This is a genomic window from Cellulomonas sp. Marseille-Q8402 (genome assembly GCF_965119525.1).
Genome location: NZ_CBCPLX010000002.1, coordinates 920959 through 942426, shown reverse-complemented (window position 1 = coordinate 942426; position 21468 = coordinate 920959). Strand labels below are relative to the sequence as shown.

The window sequence follows — 21468 nt, the reverse complement described above, 5'->3', positions numbered from 1 at the left end:
GCCCGACCGGGCCATCGTAGGGGCGTCAGCGCGCCGCGGTGCCCACCCCCGCCGCCGCGGAGACGTCGCCGCGGACGACGGCGTCGATCAGCTCGCGGGCCCAGGACAGGACCGCCTCGCCGTGCAGCGGCTTCCCGCCGATCCGCGCGGTCGTCGGGAACGGCACCAGGACCGTGCGCAGCGCCGGCTTGAGCACCGACCCCGGGTAGAGCCGCTTGAGCCGGAGCTGCGCCGACTCGGGCAGCTCGACCGGCGCGAACCGGACGAACTTGCCCTGGGCCGTGACGTCCGTGAGCCCGGCGGCGCGGGCGTGCAGCCGGAACCGCGCGACGGCGAACAGGTTGGTCACCGGCTCGGGGATCGCCCCGTACCGGTCCACCAGCTCGGCGGAGATCTCCGCCAGCGTCGCCTCGTCCGCCGCGGCGGCGAGCTTGCGGTACGCCTCGAGGCGCAGCCGCTCGTGCGCGATGTAGTCGGGCGGGATGTGGGCGTCGACGGGCAGCTCGACCGTGACGTCGGGCAGCTCCTCGGGCTGGTCGCCCCGGTAGGACGCCACGGCCTCGCCGACCATGCGGATGTACAGGTCGAACCCGACGCCCTCGATGTGCCCGGACTGCTCGCCGCCGAGCATGTTGCCGGCGCCGCGGATCTCGAGGTCCTTCATCGCGACGGCCATGCCCGCGCCGAGGTCGGTGTGCGCGGCGATGGTGGCGAGCCGGTCGTGCGCGGTCTCCGTCAGCGGCTTCTCCGGCGGGTACAGGAAGTACGCGTAGGCGCGCTCGCGGCCGCGCCCGACGCGGCCGCGCAGCTGGTGCAGCTGGGACAGGCCGAGCCGGTCGGCGCGCTCGAGGATCAGGGTGTTGGCGTTGGAGATGTCCAGGCCGGTCTCGACGATCGTCGTGCAGACCAGGACGTCGAACCGCTTCTCCCAGAAGTCGACGATCACCTGCTCGAGCTGGTGCTCGTTCATCTTGCCGTGGGCGACGGCGACGCGGGCCTCGGGGACCAGCTCGTTCAGCCGGGCGGCGGTGCGCTCGATCGACTCGACCTTGTTGTGCACGTAGAACACCTGGCCCTCGCGCAGCAGCTCGCGCCGGATCGCGGCGGAGATCTGCTTCTCCTCCCAGGCGCCGACGAAGGTGAGCACCGGGTGCCGCTCCTCGGGCGGCGTCGCGAGCGTGGACATCTCCCGGATGCCGGTCACGGCCATCTCGAGCGTGCGCGGGATCGGGGTCGCGCTCATCGCCAGGACGTCGACGTTGGTCCGCAGCGCCTTGAGCGTCTCCTTGTGCTCGACGCCGAACCGCTGCTCCTCGTCGATGATCACCAGGCCCAGGTCCTTGAACCGGATCTCCCCGGTGATGAGCCGGTGCGTGCCGATGACGACGTCGACGCTGCCGTCCTTGAGCCCGTCGACGACGGCCTCGGACTCGGCCCTGGTCTGGAACCGGGACAGCGCCTTGACCACGACGGGGAAGCCCGCGTAGCGCTCGGCGAACGTGTCCAGGTGCTGCTGCACCAGCAGCGTGGTGGGCACGAGGACGGCGACCTGCTTGCCGTCCTGCACGGCCTTGAACGCCGCCCGCACCGCGATCTCGGTCTTGCCGTAGCCGACGTCGCCGCAGATGAGCCGGTCCATCGGGATCGGCTTCTCCATGTCCCGCTTGACCTCGTCGATGGTGGCCAGCTGGTCGGGCGTCTCCACGTAGGCGAAGGCGTCCTCGAGCTCGCGCTGCCACGGGGTGTCGGGGCCGAACGCGTGGCCGCTGGTGGCCATCCGCGCGCTGTAGAGGCGGATGAGCTCGCCGGCGATCTCCTTGACCGCCTTGCGCGCGCGGCCCTTGGTCTTGGCCCAGTCGGAGCCGCCCATCTTGTTCAGGCTGGGCGCCTCGCCGCCGACGTACTTGGTCACCTGGTCCAGCTGGTCGGTCGGCACGAACAGCCGGTCGCCGGGCTGGCCGCGCTTGGACGACGCGTACTCGATCACCATGTACTCGCGGGTGGCCGCCGCCGCGCCCGACCCGATGGTCCGCGAGATCAGCTCGACGAACCGGCCGACGCCGTGCTGCTCGTGCACCACGAAGTCGCCGGGCCGCAGCTGCAGCGGGTCGACGACGTTGCGCCGCCGGCTGGGCATCTTGCGCATGTCGCGGGTCGACGAGCCCGGACGGCCGGTGAGGTCGGACTCGGAGAACACCGCGAGCCGCAGACCCTCGGCGACGAATCCGGGGCCGACCTGGGCGGGCGTGACCAGCACGACGCCGCCCTCGGGCTCGCCCTCCAGGGCGGCGACGAGGCGGGCCGGCACGTCGGCGGCGCGCAGCTGCTCGGTCATGCGCTGCGCCGGGCCGTGCCCCTCGGTGGCCAGCACCAGGCGCCAGCCGTCCTGCTGCAGGCGGCGGACGTCCGCGACGGCGCGGTCGACCTCGCCGCGGTAGCGCTCGACGTCCCGGGCGGCGACCACGAGCGTCTCGACGCCGTCGGAGTGCCCCAGGTCGTCGGGGGCGGCGGTCTCGTTCTCGGTGGCGTCGGCGTCGAGGGTGAACGGGCTGAGCGTCCACCAGCCGAGGCCGCGGACGGCGGCGAGGCCGCGCACCTCGGCGAACGACGCGAAGGACGCCGCGGACAGGTCCAGCGGGGTGGCGGCGCCCGCGGCGGCCGAGGTCCAGGCGGCCTGCAGGAACTCCTCGGTCGTCGCGACGAGGTCGTGCGCGCGGCGGCGGACCCGCTCGGGGTCGGACACCACCAGCAGCGCGTCGTCCGGCACCAGGTCCAGGACCGGCACCATGCGCTCGACCAGCACCGGCGCGAGCGACTCCATGCCCTCGACGGCGATGCCCTGGGCCAGCCGGTCGAGCATGTCGACCGCACCGGGCAGCCGCTCGACCAGCGAGGCGGCGCGCTCCTTGACCGCGTCGGTCAGGAGGATCTCGCGGCACGGCGGCGCCCACAGGCCGTGCGTGGCGACCTCGAGGCTGCGCTGGTCGGCGACGGAGAACCAGCGGATCTCCTCGACGTCCTCGCCCCAGAACTCGATGCGCAGCGGGTGGTCCTCCGTCGGCGGGAACACGTCGAGGATGCCGCCGCGGACCGCGAACTCGCCCCGGCGCTCGACCATGTCGACCCGGCTGTACGCGGCGCCCACCAGGCGCTCGGCGACGTCGGTCAGGTCGGCGCGGTCCCCGACGGACAGGGCGACGGGCACGAGCTCGCCCAGGCCGTCGACCACCGGCTGCAGCAGGGCGCGCACGGGCAGCACCAGCACCCGGATCGGCCCGCTGTGCCCGGGCTCGGGGTCGGGGTGCGCGAGCCGGCGGAACACGGCGAGCCGGCGGGCGACGGTGTCGCTGCGGGGGGACAGCCGCTCGTGCGGGAGCGTCTCCCAGGACGGCAGCACGGCGACGTCGTCGTCGGGCAGGTAGCAGCGCAGGGCGGCGGCGGTCTCGTCGGCGTCGCGGCCGGTGGCCGTCACGACCACGAGCGGGCGGCCGGCGCGCCTGGCACCGACCGGCGCCGGCGCACCCGTGAGCGCGGCGAGCAGCGGCGGGCGGATGCCGGCGGGGCCGACGACGTCGACCTCCCCGCGGGCGGTGACGAGGCTGACGGCGCGCGCGACGGCGGGGTCGGTGGCGAGGACGGGGAGCAGTCCGGCGACGTTCATGGGTTCCTTCCGCCACGGGGGGCAGCAGTGGCAGCACGAGAACCCCGGATCGAGGAGATCCGGGGTGCGGGCTCCACTCTACGAGGGGGCACCGACACGCTCATCCGGGGGAACCTCCTTGACACGATCTGCACCGTTTGTCCTAATTTGCCTGGACGTTCGCCGGGTCCCCGGCCGATCGCGACCACCACCGGCCGACGACCGCCGACCTGACCAGGGGGCCCCGTGACGCGAACCGAGCCGATCGCGCCCGCGCCCGCGATCCCCGTGCTGTGGAGCCTGAACGGCCTGCGCGCCGTCGGCGCCGTGCTGGTGATGCTCTACCACGTCAACTCGTGGAACCTGCAGGTGCTGCGGGGGTCGAGCGCCTTCTACACGGGCGTCGGGCTGTTCTTCGTGCTCTCCGGCTTCGTGCTGACCTGGACCGCGCGGCCCGGCACGACGATCGGCGCGTTCGCCACCCGCCGGCTGGCGCGCATCTTCCCCAACCACCTCGTGGCGCTCGCCGTCGGCGTCGCCGTCACGGCCCTCGTCCTCCGCACGCCGACGGACCCCGACGCCGTGCTCCTCGGGACGTTCCTGCTGCAGGCGTGGTCCCCGGACGCCTCGACGGTGTTCGCCGTCAACGGGGTCGCCTGGTCGCTGTCCTGCGAGGTCGCGTTCTACGCCGCCTTCCCCGCGCTGCTGTGGGGCCTGCGCCGGCTCCGCGCCCGGACGCGCACGACGGTCGCCGTCGGGGCGCTGCTGGTGCCGCCGGTCCTGGGCGTGGTCTGGCCGGCGCTGATCCCGCTGCTGTTCCACCTCCCGCCGAGCCGGCTGCCGGAGTTCGTGCTCGGCATGGTGACCGCCATGGCCGTCCAGGACGGCTGGCGCCCGCGGGTCCCGGCACCGGTGCTGCTCGGCGTGCTGGCGGCGGCGATCCTCGGCGCGGCGGCCGTCGACGTGCACCCCACGGCGCTCACCGCGGTGCTCGCGCTGATCTTCGCGCCGCTCGCCGCACGCTGCGCCCGGGGCGACGTCGACGGGCGCAACCGGTGGGCGCGGCACCCGGCCGTGATGCTCGGCGGCGCGCTGTCGTTCTCCTTCTACCTGCTGCACGAGCTGGTCATCAAGGTCGTGGTGGCGACGCCGCTGCGCGGCTGGGTGACCGTGCCCCTGGTGCTGGTGGTGTCCGCGCTGCTCGCCCTCGGGATGTGGCGCGGGGTCGAGCTCCCGGCACGGGCCCGCATCCTCGCGGCCGCCCGTCAGCCGGGCCCGCGCCTGCTCGGTGCGGCACGGACCGCCGGCTCGCGCCGGCCGCGGCACAGCCGGCCGCTGTCGGTGGTCTGGTCGTTCCCGGTGCCGACGCCGGCCACCGGGGTCGGGGCGGTCGCGGCCGGCTCGTCGCCCGCTGCGCCCGCTGCGCCCGCTGTGCCGGCCCAGGACCTGGCCGTGGGCGCCGCCGTCGCCGGCTACGAGCCGGCCCCCGAGGCCGTCAGCGCCTACGTCGCCACGTTCCAGGCGTCCGCGACCGAGGTCGCCGACGCGTGGGCGCCGCCCGAGCAGGTCGGCACGAGCACGTCGGTGACCGCCGCGGGGAGCCCGCGCACGGACGGGTGGACGCCGCCGCGCCCGCCGGCGGCGCTGCCCCGCCGCTGAGGCCGGGGCCGCGCGTCAGGACGCGGTGGACCCGTGCAGCCGGTCGGCCACGGGCGTGGCGGCCGGGTGCAGGCGGGCGACGGCGGCGCGCGAGCCGCCCCGGGCCCAGAACTGGTACACCGACCCGCGGGGACCGTCACCGGCGTCCGCCCGGGGCGCGTCGGCGGCCTCCGGCTCCCCGACCGGCGGCAGGTCCGTGGGCACCACGTCGCTGCGGGACACCAGCGAGACCGGCTCGACCGCCCGCGGCGCGCCGGCACCGCCCGGGACGTCGCCCGCGGCGGACCGCGGGCGCTCCCGGTACGGGGCGCGCAGCAGCCCGAGCATCGCGCGGTGGTAGGCGAGCGCGGCCTGCGCGTCCAGCCGGCGCTCCGCGCGGCCGCGGCCACCACCCAGCAGGGCGACCTGCAGGGCGCGGCCGGTCAGCCGCAGCAGCTCGGCGCCGAGCGCGGGCCGGACGTCGCGCAGGTGCCGGTCGACGTAGGCGGCACCGCGGCCGTGCGCGCGGGCGCGGGCGAGCAGCGCGCGCCGGGTCAGCTCGGCCCGGCCGAACCGCCGCTCGACGGCGGCGCCGCCGACGAGGTGCTCGCGGAAGCCGGCGCCCACGACGTCGCGGCGGAACACCACGTCGCCCCCGTACGGCAGCCGCTCGGTGCCGAGGGCCTCGTCGAAGCCGACGGCCTCGAGCACCGACCGGGTCGCACCCATGCTGACGCCGGAGAACGCCCGCGCCGGCTCCGGCGGGTCCGGGACGACGTCGAGGTACGCCGCGGCGACCGCCGGCGTGAGCCAGGCCCGCGCGTGCGCGTCGGCGAGGCGGACGGCACCGCCGACCAGGTCGGCCTGGCCCGTGCGCAGCGGCTCCGTCATCGCGAGGACCCAGCCGGCCGGCACCCGCACCTCGGGGTCGGTGAAGAGCAGGTAGCGACCCCGGGCCGCGGCCACCGCGAGGTTGCGGCCCCGGCCCTCGCCGACCCCGGGTGCGGCGACGACCCGCACGCGCTCGTCCGCGGTCGGGACGTCCGGACCGAGCAGCGCGACGTCGCGCACCACCAGGAGGACCTCGCCGTGCAGCCGCTCGCCGCGCAGCCACGTGGTGCCCGCGACCCGCCGGCCACCACCGCGCACCGCGTGGTCCAGCGCGGCCAGGACGCTGCGGACCGTGGCGGGCAGGCCGTGCTCGCCACCGTGCGCCACGACGACCACGGAGACGTCGGCGCGGGCCGCGGGGTCGTGCACGGGCACCTCCGGCGTGATGGCCCGGTCGCCCGGGAAGAGTTCACATATGGTCGCAAACCGGACAGGAGGCGTCGAGCCGCGTCACCCGGCTGCCCGTCGTCGAGCGGGACGGCCGGGCCCGGCGGCGCGGACCGTCACCCGACCGGGTGCCCGCGCGCGGGTGGTGCGGGTCAGGGCTCGTCAGTAGCGCTCGGGCCCGTAGTCGATGCGGTAGGTCTGCTCGCGCGGGCGCTCCCCCACGGGCTTGGCGGGCACGCCCCCGACGATCGTCCACGGCGGGACGTCCTGCGTGACGACGGCCCCGGCCGCGACCACGGCGCCCTCGCCGATGGACACCCCCCGGACCACGGTCGACCGGCTGGCCAGCCAGGCGCGGTCCCCGATCGTGATCGGGCCGAGCCGCCCGGCGAACCCGGGGTCGCGCAGGTCGTGGTCCGCCGTCACCAGCAGCACGTGGCTCGCGATCACGACGTCGTAGCCGATGTCGATCCCGCCGCGCGCGTCGACCTGGCAGAACCGGCCCACGTGGCAGCGGCCCGCGATCCGCAGGTTGCCCGGCTCGAGGACCTCGGAGCCGCCGAACAGGTACACGTGCTCGCCCAGCTCCGCGCCGAGCCGGCGCAGCGCGGCGATCCGCAGGCTGTTGCTCGGCACGTGCGTCAGGGCCCGGTTGAACAGGAGCTCGCCCCGTCGTCCCACGTCAGCCGTCCTCTCCGCGGGCCGCGCCCGCGTGCTCGGGCGCCGCGGCGCCTCGCAGCCGCGCGGCGATCGCCGCCGGGCTGTGCTCGCGCCGGACCAGGGCCCGGCCCGCCTCGCCGCGCCGTCGGCGGTCCGCGCCGTCGGTCACGAGCGCCCGCACGGCGGCGAGCAGCTCGGCCTGCCCCGCGGCGCCCTCCCCGACCACGACCACCCCGCCCGGCTCGAACAGGTGGGTGGCGCCGCGGGAGTCGTTGGTGATGACGGCGCAGCCCTGGCCGAGCGCGGCGACCAGCGGCCCGCTGACGGCGTACGCGCCGCCGCCGACCCAGCCGTCGTGGCGCCAGCGGACGACCACGGCCGCGCGGGCGAAGGCGGCGCGGACGTCGACCTCCGCGAGGAACCCGAGCGTCCGCACCCGGTCCGCGGTGCCGTGCTCGGCCGCCGCACGCCGGATCCGCTCCTCGGTCTCGTCGCCGCACGCGCCCACGACGAGCGTCCAGCCCACCGGCAGGTCTCCGGCGGCGCGGACGAGCGGCAGGACGTCCTCGGCGGACGCGACGTACCCGGGCACGAGCACGTCGTACCGGCCCTCCAGGGGCGCGCTCGTCGCGACCCCCACGTGCGGGACGTGCTCGACGGCGCGGTCCAGGTGGTGCGCCCGCTCCAGCGCACGCGCACCGGCCGGCGACAGGCAGAGCACCCGCTCCGCCCGCTGCAGGAGGTCGCGCTCGGCCCGGCGGCCGAGCGTGGCGGACAGGGCCGCCGCCACGCGCCGTCCGCCGCGCCGGTCCAGCGCGGTCGTGAAGAACGCGCCGCCGGACAGCTCGGGCACGTCGTGCACCATCAGCCACACCCGGCGGCCGCGGCGCGCGAGCCACCACGACGCCCAGAACTCGGCGAGGCCGCGACCGGCCTGCTCGACGACGACGACGTCGCGGGTGCTGCGCGGGGTGCCCGGGCGGGTGCGGTCGAGCAGCCGGCGGGTCAGCCGCACGGCGAGCCGGGCCGACTGCGAGGCCGCGGCCTCCGGCGGCAGCTGCTCGGTCTGCACCTCCCCGAGCTCGGCGAGCACCGCCCGGAACGCCAGCGCGTACGCGGCGACGCCGCTGGGGCTGGGCGGGAGGCGGGTGACGTGCAGCAGCCGCAGGCGCGTCGAGGCGGACGCGCTCACCGCCCGCCCCGCACCAGGCGCCGCAGCCCGTCCCGCGCCGCGACCGCCGCGCGCTGGGCGCCGGACGCGGCACCGGCCAGCCGGGTGGTGCGCGGGGGGAGGTCGCGGGTCAGCGTGCCGGCCCGCTCCGCCTCGAGCAGCGAGCCGTACAGGTGCCCGAAGGTGTGCAGGGCGGCGACCGCGAACCCGGCGCGACCGTCCCGCCACGCGCCGCTGAACACCGTCGAGCGCAGGAGCTCGCGGACCAGCAGCACCGGGTCGTCCAGCCGGGTGAACCGGGCCGGGTTGTTGTCGGCGTACCGGACGATCTTCTCCGTCGTCTGCGCCACCGACCGGAAGTTCAGGTGGGCGACCGCGGGCACCGAGGCCGGCGCGTCCACGCCGCGGCCGTCCAGCACCGGCGGGACGTGCGCCAGCGCCGGCTCGGCGTAGTGCGCGCGACCCCGGCGCAGCAGCGCGAACTTGGCGCTGCCCTGGAGCGAGTGCTCCAGCATCCGGCCGAAGGCGACGTTGTCGAACCGGATCCGGACGCCGGCGACGTCGTCGGGGCCGTCGAGCACCGGCTGCAGCGCCGCACGGAACCCGGCCGGCACGTGCTCGTCCGCGTCGACGAACAGCACCCAGTCGGTGGTCGCGGCGTCGAGCCCGCGCTGCCGCACCTGCTCGACGACCGGGGCGTCCGGGACCGCGACGACCCGGGCGCCGTGCGCCTCCGCGACCGCGACCGTGTCGTCGACCGACCCCATGTCGCAGACCAGCACCTCGTCGAAGCCGGCCAGCCGCGGCAGGCAGTCGCGGAGCAGGTCCGCCTCGTTCCGGGAGTACACGACGGCACTCACCGTGCTCGGGGGGGTCATGCGGTCGAGCGTAGATCGGGGGTCGCCCAGCGGGGCACCGCCCGACGGGTGAATTGGGGTGAAATCGGACATACGGGGCAGGTCAAGCGGCTAGCGTTCGAGCCGCGGGCGCCGTGCCCGCCCGGCTCCGGGCCGGTCCTCCCCGCCCCTCCAGGAGCCCGCCATGAGCCACGTCGTCGTCGTCGGGTCCGGGATCGTCGGGCTGGCCGTCGCCGCGCGCCTGGCCGCCCGGGGCGACGAGGTCACGGTGCTGGAGAAGGAGGACGGCCTGGCCCTGCACCAGACCGGCCGCAACTCCGGCGTCATCCACTCCGGCCTGTACTACCCCCCGGGCAGCCTCAAGGCGACGATGGCCGCCGCCGGCGCCCGGTCGATGGCGGAGTACGCCCGGGCGAAGGGCGTCGCGGTCGACATCTGCGGCAAGCTCGTCGTCGCCACCACCGCCGCCGAGGTGCCCGGCCTGGAGAAGCTCGCCGACCGCGCGGTGGCCAACGGCGTCCCCGCCCGGCGGATCTCCCCGGAGGAGGCCCGCGAGCACGAGCCGCACGTCCGCGCGGTCGCGGCCCTGCGCGTGGAGAGCACCGGGATCGTCGACTACCCCGGCGTCTGCCGGGCGCTGGCCGCGGACGTCGAGGCGGCGGGCGGGCGGATCCTGTTCGGCGAGGAGGTGCTCGCCGCGCGCACCGTGCCGGACGCGCCGGGCACCCCCGGCCGCGTCGAGATCCGCACCACCCGCGCCGACCGCGAGGCCGACGCGCTGATCGTGTGCGCCGGCCTGCACGCCGACCGGGTCGCGCGCGCCTGCGGGCTCGAGCCCGAGGCCCGGATCGTGCCGTTCCGCGGCGAGTACTTCGAGCTCACGCCGGAGGCCGGCGAGCTGGTGCGCGGCCTCATCTACCCCGTGCCGGACCCGCGGTTCCCGTTCCTCGGCGTGCACCTGACCCGCGGGGTCGAGGGCCACGTGCACGCGGGCCCGAACGCCGTGCTCGCCCTGGCGCGCGAGGGCTACACCTGGACGGACGTGTCGGTGCGCGACGTCGCGGACAGCCTCGCCTGGCCGGGCCTGTGGCGGCTCGCCGCGAAGAACCTGGTGCCCGGCGCCGCCGAGGTCGGGCGCTCGCTGTCCCGGCACGCGTTCGCCCGCAGCCTGGCGCGGCTCGTGCCCGGCATCACCGCCGGCGACCTGGTGCCGGCGCCGGCCGGGGTGCGCGCGCAGGCGCTGCGCCGCGACGGCGGGCTGGTCGACGACTTCCTGGTGCAGGCCTCGGGCCGCCAGGTGCACGTGCTCAACGCGCCGTCGCCCGCGGCCACCGCGTCGCTGGAGATCGCGCGGCACCTGGTCGACGAGCTCGACGCGGCGCTCCCCACCCCCGCGCCGCCTGACCGCGCCCCTCCCCGGGGGGCGCGCGCGGGCTTCAGGCCGAGGGGGTGCGGGGGCGGGCACGGGGGTGGCCGCCGACGTCGCCGCGGCCGGGTCGAACGCCGCCGGGTCCAGCAGCGCCGGGTCCAGGGCGCCGGCGCGGACGACGACGGGCTCCGGCACGTCGACCCGGCCGAACGCGTAGCCGAGCCCCCAGCCGACGTCCCAGCACCAGCGGCCGAGGTCGCCCGTGGAGCGGACCCGGGCCAGGTCGGCCGCGGTCCCCGTCACCCGCCGGAGCGTGCGGCCCACGGCGCTGCGTCCCCGGGCGCCGGCCAGGCCCGCGCTGGTCAGCGCGGCGCTCGCCGCGAGGTCCCCGGCCACCACCGCGCCCGCGAGCGCCGCGTCCGTCAGCACCAGCCCGAGCGCGGCGCCCGTGAAGGCGGCGCCCGCGAGACCCCCGCCGGCCCGCTGCGGCGCGCCCGGTGCGCCCGCCGCGGCAGGCACTCCGACGGCCGCGACCCGCGTTGCGACGATCTCCCGCAGCCGCTCGTCCTGCTCGCGGTAGCGCAGGGCCAGCCAGCGCTCGCCCGTGCCGTAGTGGTAGCCCTGCCGGGCGGTCGACCAGAGGCTGCCGCGCAGCCGGACGTGCAGCAGCGCGTCGGGGGCCCAGACGAGCGGCACCCCGGCCAGCTGCACGCGCCAGCACAGGTCCGCGTCCTCCAGGTAGAGGCAGCGCGGGTCGAAGCCGCCGACGGCCCGGAAGACGTCGGCGCGGATGCCCATGTTCCCGGCGCCGGCGGCGTGCAGCCCCGGCAGCCGGGCCGACTCCTGCAGGCCGTGCTGCTGCGGCACCGTGCGGCTGCGGAGCACCGCCGGGGAGTTGAGGCGGGTGCCGTCGAACCGGCCGGCGACGAACGCGTGCCGGCCCAGTGCGGCGCGCATCGCGGCGAGCCAGCCGTCGCCGACGACGTCGTCGGCGTCGCAGAACGCGATCAGGGGCGCGCGGGCCACGGACACCCCGACGTTGCGGGCCGCGCCGGCGCCGGGGGTCGCGGAGGCGTCGACCACGCGGATCCGCAGCCGCCCGGCGTAGGACCGCGCGAGGTCGGCCGTGCCGTCGGACGAGCCGTTGTCGGCGACCACGACCTCCCACGCGAACGGCACGCGCTGCGCGACGAGTGCGTCCAGCTGCTCGCCCAGGGTCGTCTCGGCGTCGTAGGCGGCGATGACGACGCTGAGCTCCAGGTCGGTGCCGGGGCGGCCGACCGCGTCCCGCAGTGCGCTCACGACATCAGCTCCCGGATCACGGTCCGCACGCGCGGGTACCGGGCCAGCAGGCCGCCCACGGTGTCGAACGTCCAGCCCTCGGCGGTGAGGGGGTCGATGAGGCCGGCCGAGACGGCGGCCCGGTCGAAGCGCGGCAGCTCCTCCCCGGGGCCGAGGGCCTCCGGGTCGGCGCGGGTGTCGTGCAGCAGCAGGATCCCGCCGGGGTGCACCGAGCGCCGGGCGCGGGCGGTGACGGCCTCGGCGGTGTCGTCGACCCAGTCGGCGGCCCAGCCGGACCAGATGACGACGTCGAGCCCGAGGGCGCGCCAGCCGCGCAGCGCGCCGGGCGTGTGCGCGCCGTAGGCCGGGCGGAACAGGTGGACCGGGACGCCGGCGACGGCCTCGACGCGGCGGCGGGCGTCCGCGACGACGGCGACCACCTCCCGGTCGGGCAGCGTGCTGAGCCGGGTGTGGTCGGCGCCGTGCAGGGCGAGCTCGTGCCCCTCGGCGACGATCCGCCGCACCAGGCCGGGGTGCGCGTCGGCCGCGTCGGCCAGCACGAAGAACGTGGCGCGCACCCCGCGTGCCGCGAGCAGGTCGAGCAGGCCGGGCGTGTGCGCGGGGTCCGGGCCGTCGTCGTAGGTGAGCGCCACGACGGGGTCGGCGGTCTCGACGCACACGGTGCAGCTGAACGGGCGCAGCAGCGGTGCGGCGAGGGAGAGGACGGCACGGTGCCGCACGGGGCGCTCGGCGGGGGCGCCGAAGTCGCCGAGGTCACGGCGCAGGACGTGGACCTCGCGGGGCGGGCGGCTTCGGCGGGAGGGCCGCGCGTCGCCCGTCTCGGTCGACGTCTGCTGGGCGGCCATCCGCTCCCCCTCGCTGCTCCGTGCGGCCGCTGGAGGCGACCTGCGCTCAGAAGTGTGCCGCCCCCTGTCCTGCAGGGATGTCCGTTTTGCCGGTTTTCACCCGATTGACCGACAGGGCGCTGCGACGACCGCCGCGAGCGCCACCGGGGCGCGGGCCCCGGACCAGCGCGCGCACGGCCCGACGCCGTCCGCGCAGCCCGGCCGGGCACCTCGGGCGGCGTCACCCGAACGGCGCAGGACTCATCCGCGACAGGCGAGGCCGCCACCCGTCCGGGCGAACGGGAGCCACCGACCGGGTGGCCCGCCCAGCCCGACTCCTGCGCGTTCGGGCGGTATGTCCGGTTTTCACCCGTTCATACCTGTCTGGCCTGAAATGCCCCGACTAGCCTCGGACCAGAGCCGCGGATCGCGGAGCCCCCACCCACCCCCTCCCGAGGAGGAGCCATGACCGCAGGCGACCTGACGCCGGCCGACATCCCGGTGGTGATCCTCTGCGGCGGCATGGGGACGCGCCTCCGCGAGGCCAGCGAGAAGCTCCCGAAGCCGCTGGTGGACATCGGCGGCCGGCCGATCCTCTGGCACATCATGAAGACCTACAGCGAGCACGGCTTCCGCAAGTTCGTGCTGGCCCTCGGGTACAAGAGCGACCTGATCAAGCAGTACTTCCTGGACTACCGCCACCTGACGTCGGACTTCACGCTGCACCTCGGCGCAGACGGCGCCGGGTCGGAGCCCGTCTTCCACGGCACCGCGGCCACGGAGGACTGGGAGATCACGTTCGTCGAGACGGGGCTGACCACCGCGACCGCCGCGCGCATCCGCCGGGTCGCGGACCACCTGGACGCCGACCGGTTCGCGCTCACCTACGGCGACGGCATCGGCGACGTCGACATCACCGGCGCCCTGCGGCACCACGTCGACCAGGGGCTGCTCGGCACGCTCACCGGCGTGCACCCCTCCAGCCGGTACGGCGAGATGCGGGTCGAGGGCGACACGGTCGTCGAGTTCAACGAGAAGCCGACCCTGGCCGACGGCTGGGTGAACGGCGGCTTCTTCGTGTTCGAGCGGGAGTTCGTCGACAAGTACCTCGACGACGACCCGTCGGTGATGCTCGAGAGCGCACCGCTGCAGCAGCTCGCCCGGGACCGGCAGCTGTCGGTCTACGAGCACGAGGGCTTCTGGATGGGCATGGACACGTTCCGTGACTGGACGGAGCTGAACGGACTGTGGGACGCAGGTCGCGCCCCCTGGAAGATCTGGGAGGACTGAGCGCGTGCGCATCCTGGTCACCGGCACCGAGGGCTACCTCGGCAGCCTGCTCGCACCGACGCTGCTCGGCCGCGGCGACGAGGTCACCGGCCTCGACACCGGCTACTACAAGAACGGCTGGCTCTACAACGGCGTCCACGAGACCCCGCACACGCTCGTCAAGGACATCCGGCACGTCACGCCGGACGACCTGACCGGGTACGACGCGGTGGTGCACATGGCCGAGCTGTCCAACGACCCCATCGGGGACCGGATCGGCGACGTCACCTACGACATCAACCACCACGGCTCGGTGGCCCTGGCGTCCGCGGCCAAGCGCGCCGGGGTGAGCCGGTTCGTCTACATGTCGTCCTGCTCCGTCTACGGCGTGGCCGACGGCACGGTCGACGAGACCAGCCCCACCGACCCGCAGACGGCGTACGCACGGTGCAAGGCCCTGGTGGAGCGGGACGTCACGGCGCTGGCCGACGACGACTTCTCCCCCACGTTCCTGCGCAACGCGACGGCGTTCGGCGCCTCGCCGCGGCAGCGGTTCGACATCGTGCTGAACAACCTGGCCGGCCTGGCCTGGACGACGCACCGGATCGCGATGACGTCGGACGGCACGCCCTGGCGCCCGCTGGTGCACGGCCTGGACATCGCCAAGGCGATCCGCGCGGTGCTCGACGCCGACCGCGAGCGCGTGCACGCCCAGGTGCTGAACGTCGGCGCCGACTCCAACAACTACACGGTCCGCGAGATCGCGGAGACCGTGGGCGCGGAGTTCCCGGGCTGCGAGGTGTCGTTCGGCGAGCCGAGCGCCGACAACCGGTCCTACCGGGTGTCGTTCGCGAAGATCCGCGAGGTGCTCCCCGGCTTCGACACCGACTGGGACGCCGCCGCCGGCGCCGCCCAGCTGCACCGCGTGTTCGAGCAGATCCAGCTCGACACCGAGACCTTCACCGGGCGCGGGCACACCCGCCTGGCGCAGATCGAGCACCTGCTGAAGACCAACCAGGTGGACCCGCAGCTCTTCTGGACGGTGGCCCCGTGAAGTACACCCCGACCGCCGTCGACGGCGTGATGATCGTCGACCTGGAGCTGCGCGGCGACGACCGCGGCTTCTTCGCGCGCACCTTCGACACCACCGAGTTCGAGGCCCACGGCCTGGACGTCGCCGTCGCGCAGTGCAACCTCTCGTTCAACCACCGGGCGGGCACCCTGCGCGGCCTGCACCGCCAGGTGCCGCCGTACGCCGAGGGCAAGCTGGTGCGCTGCACCGCGGGCGCCATCGTGGACGTGGCCGTGGACGTCCGCCCGGACTCGCCGACCTACGGGCAGCACGTCATGGTCGAGCTGACGGCCGCGAACCGGCGGGCGCTGTTCATCCCGCCGTACGTGGCGCACGGCTACCAGACGCTGGCCGACGACACCGAGGTGACCTACCAGGTCAGCGGGCCGTACGCCCCCGAGGGCGAGCAGGGCTTCCGGTACGACGACGCCGCCTTCGGCATCACCTGGCCGGTGCCCGTGACGGTGATCTCGGACAAGGACGCGGCGTGGCCGCTGGTCCCCACGGAGGTCGCCCGGTGATCGTCGTCGACTCGCTGCTGAAGGCGCGCCAGGCCGACGGCAAGCCGATCCGGGTGGCCCTGGTCGGCGCCGGGTTCATGGGCCGCGGCCTGGTGAACCAGATCGTCAACTCCGTGCCCGGCATGGACGTCGTCGCGATCGCCGCCCGCCGGCCCGAGCAGGGTGTGCGCGCGTACACCGAGGCGGGGCTCACGGGCGTGGTCGAGGTGGACTCCCCCGCCGCGCTGACCCGGGCCGTCGCCGCCGGCACCCCGGCCGTCACCCCCGACTACCGCGTGGCGGTCGAGTCGGACGCGGTGGACGTGGTGGTCGACGTGACCGGCGCGGTCGAGCTCGGCGCGCACGTGGCGCTCGCCTGCTTCGAGCACGGCAAGCACCTGGTGCTGATGAACGCCGAGGTCGACGCCACCGTCGGCCCCGAGCTCGCCCGCCTGGCCGACAAGGCCGGCGTCGTCTACACCGGCTGCGACGGCGACCAGCCCGGCGTGCAGATGAACCTGCACCGGTTCGTCACCGGCCTGGGCCTCACCCCGCTCGTCGCGGGCAACATCAAGGGCCTGCAGGACGAGTACCGCACCCCCACCACCCAGAAGGCGTTCGCGGAGCGCTGGGGCCAGGACCCGCACATGGTGACGTCGTTCGCCGACGGCACCAAGGTGTCCGTCGAGCAGGCGCTGGTCGCCAACGCCACCGGGATGTCCGTGCACCGGCGCGGCATGCTCGGCATGGACCACGACGGGCACGTCGACGAGCTGACCACGCGCTACGACGTGGACGAGCTGCGCGCCCTCGGCGGCGCGGTGGACTACGTGGTCGGGGCGCGCCCCGGGCCGGGCGTGTACATCCTCGCGACGCACGACGACCCGAAGCAGCGGCACTACCTCGAGCTCTACAAGCTCGGGACCGGGCCGCTCTACTCGTTCTACCAGCCGTACCACCTGTGCCACTTCGAGGTGCCGACGACGATCGCCCGGGCCGCGCTGCTCGGCGACGCGACGATCCGGCCGCTCGGGGCGCCCCGCGTCGAGGTCGTCACCACGGCGAAGACCGACCTCGCGGCCGGCACCGTGCTCGACGCGCTCGGCGGGTACCACTACTACGGCCAGGCCGAGAAGGCCGCGGTCACCCGCACCGAGCGCCTGCTCCCGGTCGGCGTCGCCGAGGGCTGCACCCTGGTCCGCGACGTCCCGAAGGACACCACGCTGACCTACGACGACGTGGTGCTCCCCGAGGGCCGCCTGGTCGACCAGCTCCGCGAGGCCCAGTCCGCCCTGGCCTGACCGCCGCGCCCGCGCGCCGCACCCCGCGCAGCCTCGCGCACCCCCAGCCGATTCTCGCGGGACCAGCCGATCTTCCGGCTGGTCCGGCGAGGAACGGCCGGGACCGGGCGCGCGCTGGGCGGAACGGGGGCGACGAGGGCCGGGCGCGAGCCCGTCGGGAGCATCACCCGGATGCCCGCCAGTTCACCCGGGGATGCCGGACAAACCGGACAAATGGGCTCATAGACTCGAAAGCAGGAACGGGCCTGGGGTGGATCACCCGTCCCCCCGGGCCGCACCCACGACCTTGGAGAGGGGGACCCGTGCCGCCGACCGACGCACGCACGGACCTGAGCGCCCGCGCCGTCTCGTTCTACCTGCCGCAGTTCCACCCCGTGCCGGAGAACGACGCGTGGTGGGGCCCGGGCTTCACGGAGTGGACGAACGCCGCTAAGGCCCGGCCCCTGTTCCGCGGGCACGTCCAGCCGCACATCCCCGCCGACCTCGGCTTCTACGACCTGCGGATGCCCGAGGCCCGCGAGGCGCAGAGCGACCTCGCCCAGCGCTACGGCGTCGAGGCGTTCGTGTACTGGCACTACTGGTTCGGCGGCGGCCGGACCATCCTCGAGCGGCCCTTCCAGGAGGTGCTCGCCACGGGTGCCCCGTCGGTGAAGTTCTGCCTCGCGTGGGCCAACCAGACCTGGAGCGGCATCTGGCACGGCGCCAGCGACCGCGTCCTGATGGAGCAGACCTACCCCGGGCCCGAGGACGAGCAGGCGCACTTCGACTCGCTGCTGCCGGCGTTCCGCGACGAGCGCTACCTGCGCGTCGACGACCGGCCCGTGTTCTACGTGTTCCGCCCCGAGGACCTGCCGGACGCCGCGGCGTTCGTCGACCGCTGGCAGGCGATGGCCCGCGCGGCCGGCCTGCCCGGGCTGTACCTGGTCGCCGAGGTGTCGGACCTGCTCGGCCGCGGGCCCAAGTACACGGACGTGGACGCCGCCGGGTTCGACTCCGGCGTGTACATGCGGATCCCCGCCCGGCAGACCCGCGCGGACGTGCTGCGGATGCGGGTCGGGCGCAAGCTCGGCCGCCCCGAGATCTACCCGCACGCCGCCGACTTCCAGCCCGCGCCCGCGGGCATCTCGGAGAACCTGCAGCCGTGCGTGTACCCGAGCTGGGACAACACGCCCCGGTCCGGCGCCCGCGGGCTGGCGATCACCGGCTCGTCGCCGGAGGTCTTCGGCCGGCACGTGCGGCAGGCCGTCGAGACGCTGCAGGACCGCCGCCCGGCGGAGCGGCTGCTGTGGGTCAAGTCGTGGAACGAGTGGGCCGAGGGCAACTACCTGGAGCCCGACCTGGCGCACGGCCACGGCTGGCTCGAGGCCCTGCGCGACGGCCTGACCCCCGCGAGCCGGCTCGCCACCGAGCCCGCCCGGGTCCTCACGCCGACGGCCGGGCTCGCCCGCACGGACGGCGTCGCGCATGGCTGACGGCACCACGACGGCCGGGCCGCTCCGGATCGCCATGCTGTCGTACTACCTGCCCTCGGGCAGCAAGATCGGCGTCGGCTTCCAGGCGCACGAGCTGGCGACCGAGCTGTCCCGCCGCGGGCACCACGTCGACATGTTCAGCGACTGCCCGCCCGTGACCGGCGCCACGTACGGCCACCGGCACGTGGCGATGTCCGGCTCGCTGCGGACCTTCCGGTTCGCGAGCGCGCTGCGCCGCCAGGACTACACCGGCTACGACGTCGTGCACGCGCACGGCGACGACTACTGGATGTGGCGCCGCCGGGCGCCGCTGCACCTGCGCACCGTGCACGGCTCGTGCTTCGAGGAGGCGCGGCACATCCGCGGCGCCAAGGAGAAGCTGCGGATGCTGCTGCTCGGGATGACCGAGGTGCTGGCGTCCGTCGTCGCCGACCGGGTCGTCGTGGTCTCGCCGCAGACCCGGCGCTGGGTGCCGCGCTCGCACGACGTGATCCCGAACGGCGTCGACACGTCCCGGTTCACGCCGGGCGACGACGCCGGGCGGGCGGACCACCCCGTGATCCTGTTCGTCGGGACCTGGCACGGCCGCAAGCGCGGCGCCGACCTCGCGGCGGCGTTCCTGCGCGACGTCCGGCCGCACGTCCCCGACGCCGAGCTGTGGATGGTCACCCGCGACGCACCCGTCGACCCCGGCCCCGGCATCCGCGTGCTCGGGCGGCTGTCCGACGAGGACCTCGCGGACGCCTACCGCCGGGCCTGGGTGTTCTGCCTGCCGTCGTCCTACGAGGGCTTCGGCATCCCGTACGCCGAGGCGATGGCCAGCGGCCTGCCGGTGGTCGCCACCCCGAACGTCGGCGCCCGGTACGTCAGCGACGAGGGCCGCGCCGCGGTGCTCGCCGAGCTGGACGACCTCGGCCCCGCCCTGGCCGGCCTGCTGCGGGACGCCCCGCGCCGGGCCGCCCTGTCCGCCGCCGGTCTCGACCGGTCCCGCAGCTTCTCGCTCACCGCGGTCGCCGACGCCTACGAGCGCCTGTACCGCCGTCCCTCCGCCGTCCAGCAGCACGGAGTCCAGTCATGACCGATGTCGCCATCCGCGCCGCCGGGGTCGGCAAGTCCTACAAGATCGCCACCTCGGACGACTCGCCGTCGACCGCCGCCGAGGCGCTGCTGCAGCGCGTGCGGCACCCGCTGCAGCGCCCGCAGTTCGAGGAGTTCCGGGCGCTCGACGAGGTGAGCTTCGAGATCCCCCGCGGCGAGGCCGTCGGCATCCTGGGCCGCAACGGCGCCGGCAAGTCGACCCTGCTCAAGCTGCTGACCCGCGTCGCCGCGCCCACCCGCGGCCGCATCGAGCTGGCCGGCCGCGTCGGCTCGCTGCTCGAGGTCGGCACCGGGTTCCACCCCGAGCTCACCGGACGCGAGAACGTGTTCCTCAACGGGACGCTGCTCGGGATGCGCAAGAGCGAGATCAAGCAGCGGTTCGACGAGATCGTGGCGTTCTCCGGCGTCGAGAAGTTCCTCGACACCCCCGTGAAGCGCTACTCGTCCGGCATGTACGTCCGGCTCGCGTTCGCCGTCGCGGCGCACCTCGACACCGAGATCCTCGCGGTCGACGAGGTGCTGGCGGTCGGCGACGCCGAGTTCCAGGCCAAGTGCCTCGACCGGATGCGCTCGGTCGCCGCCGAGGGCCGCACGGTGCTGTACGTGTCGCACCAGGTGCAGACCGTGAAGTCGCTCTGCACGTCGGCGATCTTCCTGGAGCACGGCCGGCTCGTCATGCACGGCGGCGTCGACGACGCGATCGAGCTCTACCAGACCAGCCGCGACCGGGTCGCCATCAGCGAGACCGACATCGAGCGCCGGCCCGGCACGGGCGAGGTCCGGATCACCTCCGCGACCGTCACCAGCCCGCTGTACAAGACGACCGAGCCGAAGACGATCGAGTTCCTCGTGTCGGCGAACCCGGACTACATCGGCAAGTACTTCGTGTCCTGCCACATCAACGACCGGCACGGCAGCACGATCCTGCAGTGCGACTCCCGGGTGACCGGCCTCTGGCTGGACCCCGCGCAGGAGCAGAAGATCGCGCTGACGATCAAGGAGCCGTGGCTCAAGCCCGGCGAGTACACGGTCGACCTGTTCGTCTGCTCCTCCGGGGTGCTCGACTCGTTCGAGGGCGCCGGCCGGTTCGAGATCCACCCGGTGCTGCCCTACCCGCAGGCCGTCTCCGACGAGGGCCTCGACGCGGGGCTCGTGCTCGCCGACTTCGACTACGAGAGGCGCTGACCCGTGGCCGCCACGCGCACGACTGTCATCAACCCGCCCGGCCGCCTGCCGCTGCCGGCGTGGCGCGAGATGTGGGAGGCCCGCGAGGTCTTCACCCGGTTCGGCATCCGCGACCTCAAGCTCCGCTACCGCCAGACGGCCCTCGGCGTCATCTGGGTGGTCCTGCAGCCGCTGCTGAGCGCGGGCATCTTCTCCGTCGTGTTCGGCGAGATCGCGAACCTCGGGAGCGACGGCGTCCCGTACTTCGTGTTCTCGTTCGCCGGGATGCTGGCGTGGACGCTGTTCAACGGCATCGTCAGCCGCGCCGCCCCGTCCCTGGTGAACAACCAGGCGCTGGTGTCCAAGGTGTTCTTCCCGCGCCTGCTGGTGCCGCTGTCGTCGGTGCTGTCCGTGCTCGTCGACTTCCTGGTGGCGTCGGCGCTCATGGTGGTGCTGCTGGTCGTCTACGGCATCACCCCGGGCTGGGCGATCCTCACGCTGCCGCTGTGGATCCTCGCGGTGATCCTGCTCGCCTCCGGGCTCGGCATGGCCTGCTCGGCGCTGATGGTGAAGTTCCGCGACGTGGCCTACGTGGTGCCGTTCGCGCTGCAGACCCTGCTGTACGCCTCCCCGCTCGCGTACTCGCTCTCCGAGGTGGGCAGCAACGTGCGCTGGCTGTTCGACATCAACCCGCTCACGTGGATTCTCGAGGGCTTCCGCTGGGCGCTGCTCGACCTGGCCCAGCCCGCTGCCTGGCAGATGGCTGCCACGGCGGGCGTCAGCGTCGTGGTGTTCGTCGGGGGCGCCCTGATCTTCTCGAAGATGGAACGCGGCTTCGCGGACGTGATCTGAC

At 75.0% G+C, this 21468-nt stretch carries 15 protein-coding genes and 2 pseudogenes; 10 read left to right on the top strand and 7 right to left on the bottom strand.

The features are described 5' to 3' along the window. Positions 1-25: 25 nt before the first annotated feature. On the bottom strand, positions 26-3661 hold the full coding sequence (mfd, locus tag ACWPWW_RS15255; protein WP_454051192.1) for a transcription-repair coupling factor: 3636 nt from the start codon (positions 3659-3661) through the stop codon (positions 26-28). Between the two features lie 225 nt (positions 3662-3886). Between mfd and ACWPWW_RS15250 the strand changes: the two genes are divergently transcribed. Then, complete coding sequence (locus ACWPWW_RS15250) at positions 3887-5299, top strand: acyltransferase family protein (RefSeq protein WP_454051191.1); 1413 nt, start codon at positions 3887-3889, stop codon at positions 5297-5299. 15 nt (positions 5300-5314) lie between these two features. Here ACWPWW_RS15250 and ACWPWW_RS15245 read toward each other — a convergent pair whose 3' ends face one another. From ACWPWW_RS15245 to ACWPWW_RS15230, 4 genes are all read right to left on the bottom strand, one after another. Further along, positions 5315-6538 (bottom strand): glycosyltransferase family 2 protein, encoded by a 1224-nt coding sequence (locus ACWPWW_RS15245; RefSeq protein ID WP_454051190.1) that lies wholly within the window; start codon positions 6536-6538, stop codon positions 5315-5317. A gap of 180 nt (positions 6539-6718) precedes the next feature. After that, positions 6719-7237 (bottom strand): acyltransferase, encoded by a 519-nt coding sequence (locus tag ACWPWW_RS15240; RefSeq protein WP_454051189.1) that lies wholly within the window; start codon positions 7235-7237, stop codon positions 6719-6721. A 1-nt stretch (position 7238) separates the two neighbouring features. Continuing rightward, positions 7239-8408, bottom strand: a complete 1170-nt coding sequence (locus tag ACWPWW_RS15235) for a glycosyltransferase family protein (protein WP_454051188.1) — start codon at positions 8406-8408, stop codon at positions 7239-7241. Further along, a complete protein-coding gene (locus ACWPWW_RS15230) occupies positions 8405-9265 on the bottom strand; it encodes a glycosyltransferase (RefSeq protein WP_454051187.1) in 861 nt (286 codons plus the stop codon). The genes ACWPWW_RS15235 and ACWPWW_RS15230 overlap by 4 nt, the downstream gene beginning before the upstream one ends. A gap of 163 nt (positions 9266-9428) precedes the next feature. On the opposite strand from ACWPWW_RS15230, the pseudogene lhgO reads away from it, so the two are divergent. After that, a pseudogene (lhgO, locus tag ACWPWW_RS15225) lies at positions 9429-10550 on the top strand (L-2-hydroxyglutarate oxidase); the annotation flags it as partial. Positions 10551-11246: 696 nt separating this feature from the next. Here the strand turns inward: lhgO and ACWPWW_RS15220 are convergent. Further along, positions 11247-11915, bottom strand: a pseudogene (locus tag ACWPWW_RS15220) (glycosyltransferase family 2 protein); the annotation flags it as partial. Then, positions 11912-12760 carry a polysaccharide deacetylase family protein gene (locus ACWPWW_RS15215; RefSeq protein WP_454051186.1) on the bottom strand — a complete coding sequence of 283 codons (849 nt, stop codon included), beginning with the start codon at positions 12758-12760 and terminating at the stop codon, positions 11912-11914. The gene ACWPWW_RS15215 and the pseudogene ACWPWW_RS15220, both read right to left, overlap by 4 nt. A gap of 444 nt (positions 12761-13204) precedes the next feature. Between ACWPWW_RS15215 and rfbF the strand changes: the two genes are divergently transcribed. From rfbF to ACWPWW_RS15175, 8 genes are all read left to right on the top strand, one after another. After that, entirely contained in the window at positions 13205-14029 is an 825-nt protein-coding gene (gene rfbF / locus ACWPWW_RS15210; protein WP_454051185.1) for a glucose-1-phosphate cytidylyltransferase, read from the top strand. 4 nt (positions 14030-14033) lie between these two features. Continuing rightward, the gene (locus ACWPWW_RS15205) at positions 14034-15062 is read left to right on the top strand and encodes an NAD-dependent epimerase/dehydratase family protein (RefSeq protein WP_454051184.1); all 1029 of its coding nucleotides are present in this window, start codon (positions 14034-14036) and stop codon (positions 15060-15062) included. Beyond that, the gene (gene rfbC / locus ACWPWW_RS15200; RefSeq protein ID WP_454051183.1) at positions 15059-15601 is read left to right on the top strand and encodes a dTDP-4-dehydrorhamnose 3,5-epimerase; all 543 of its coding nucleotides are present in this window, start codon (positions 15059-15061) and stop codon (positions 15599-15601) included. Before ACWPWW_RS15205 ends, rfbC begins: the two co-directional genes overlap by 4 nt. Then, positions 15568-16881 (top strand): NAD(P)H-dependent oxidoreductase, encoded by a 1314-nt coding sequence (locus ACWPWW_RS15195; RefSeq protein WP_454051182.1) that lies wholly within the window; start codon positions 15568-15570, stop codon positions 16879-16881. The genes rfbC and ACWPWW_RS15195 overlap by 34 nt, the downstream gene beginning before the upstream one ends. Positions 16882-17183: 302 nt before the next feature. Continuing rightward, positions 17184-18353 (top strand): glycosyltransferase WbsX family protein, encoded by a 1170-nt coding sequence (locus ACWPWW_RS15190; protein ID WP_454051181.1) that lies wholly within the window; start codon positions 17184-17186, stop codon positions 18351-18353. Beyond that, on the top strand, positions 18346-19431 hold the full coding sequence (locus tag ACWPWW_RS15185; protein WP_454051180.1) for a glycosyltransferase family 4 protein: 1086 nt from the start codon (positions 18346-18348) through the stop codon (positions 19429-19431). The genes ACWPWW_RS15190 and ACWPWW_RS15185 overlap by 8 nt, the downstream gene beginning before the upstream one ends. After that, positions 19428-20636 (top strand): ABC transporter ATP-binding protein, encoded by a 1209-nt coding sequence (locus ACWPWW_RS15180; RefSeq protein WP_454051179.1) that lies wholly within the window; start codon positions 19428-19430, stop codon positions 20634-20636. Before ACWPWW_RS15185 ends, ACWPWW_RS15180 begins: the two co-directional genes overlap by 4 nt. Before the next feature lie 3 nt (positions 20637-20639). Continuing rightward, complete coding sequence (locus tag ACWPWW_RS15175) at positions 20640-21467, top strand: ABC transporter permease (protein ID WP_454051178.1); 828 nt, start codon at positions 20640-20642, stop codon at positions 21465-21467. Position 21468: the final 1 nt, after the last annotated feature.

Excerpts from the sequence above, each read along its gene's own strand:
- mfd (WP_454051192.1), bottom strand. The coding sequence starts at position 3,661 with ATGAACGTCGCCGGACTGCTCCCCGTCCTCGCCACCGACCCCGCCGTC.
- ACWPWW_RS15230 (WP_454051187.1), bottom strand. The coding sequence starts at position 9,265 with ATGACCCCCCCGAGCACGGTGAGTGCCGTCGTGTACTCCCGGAACGAG.
- ACWPWW_RS15215 (WP_454051186.1), bottom strand. The coding sequence starts at position 12,760 with ATGGCCGCCCAGCAGACGTCGACCGAGACGGGCGACGCGCGGCCCTCC.
- rfbF (WP_454051185.1), top strand. The coding sequence starts at position 13,205 with ATGACCGCAGGCGACCTGACGCCGGCCGACATCCCGGTGGTGATCCTC.
- ACWPWW_RS15185 (WP_454051180.1), top strand. The coding sequence starts at position 18,346 with ATGGCTGACGGCACCACGACGGCCGGGCCGCTCCGGATCGCCATGCTG.
- ACWPWW_RS15180 (WP_454051179.1), top strand. The coding sequence starts at position 19,428 with ATGACCGATGTCGCCATCCGCGCCGCCGGGGTCGGCAAGTCCTACAAG.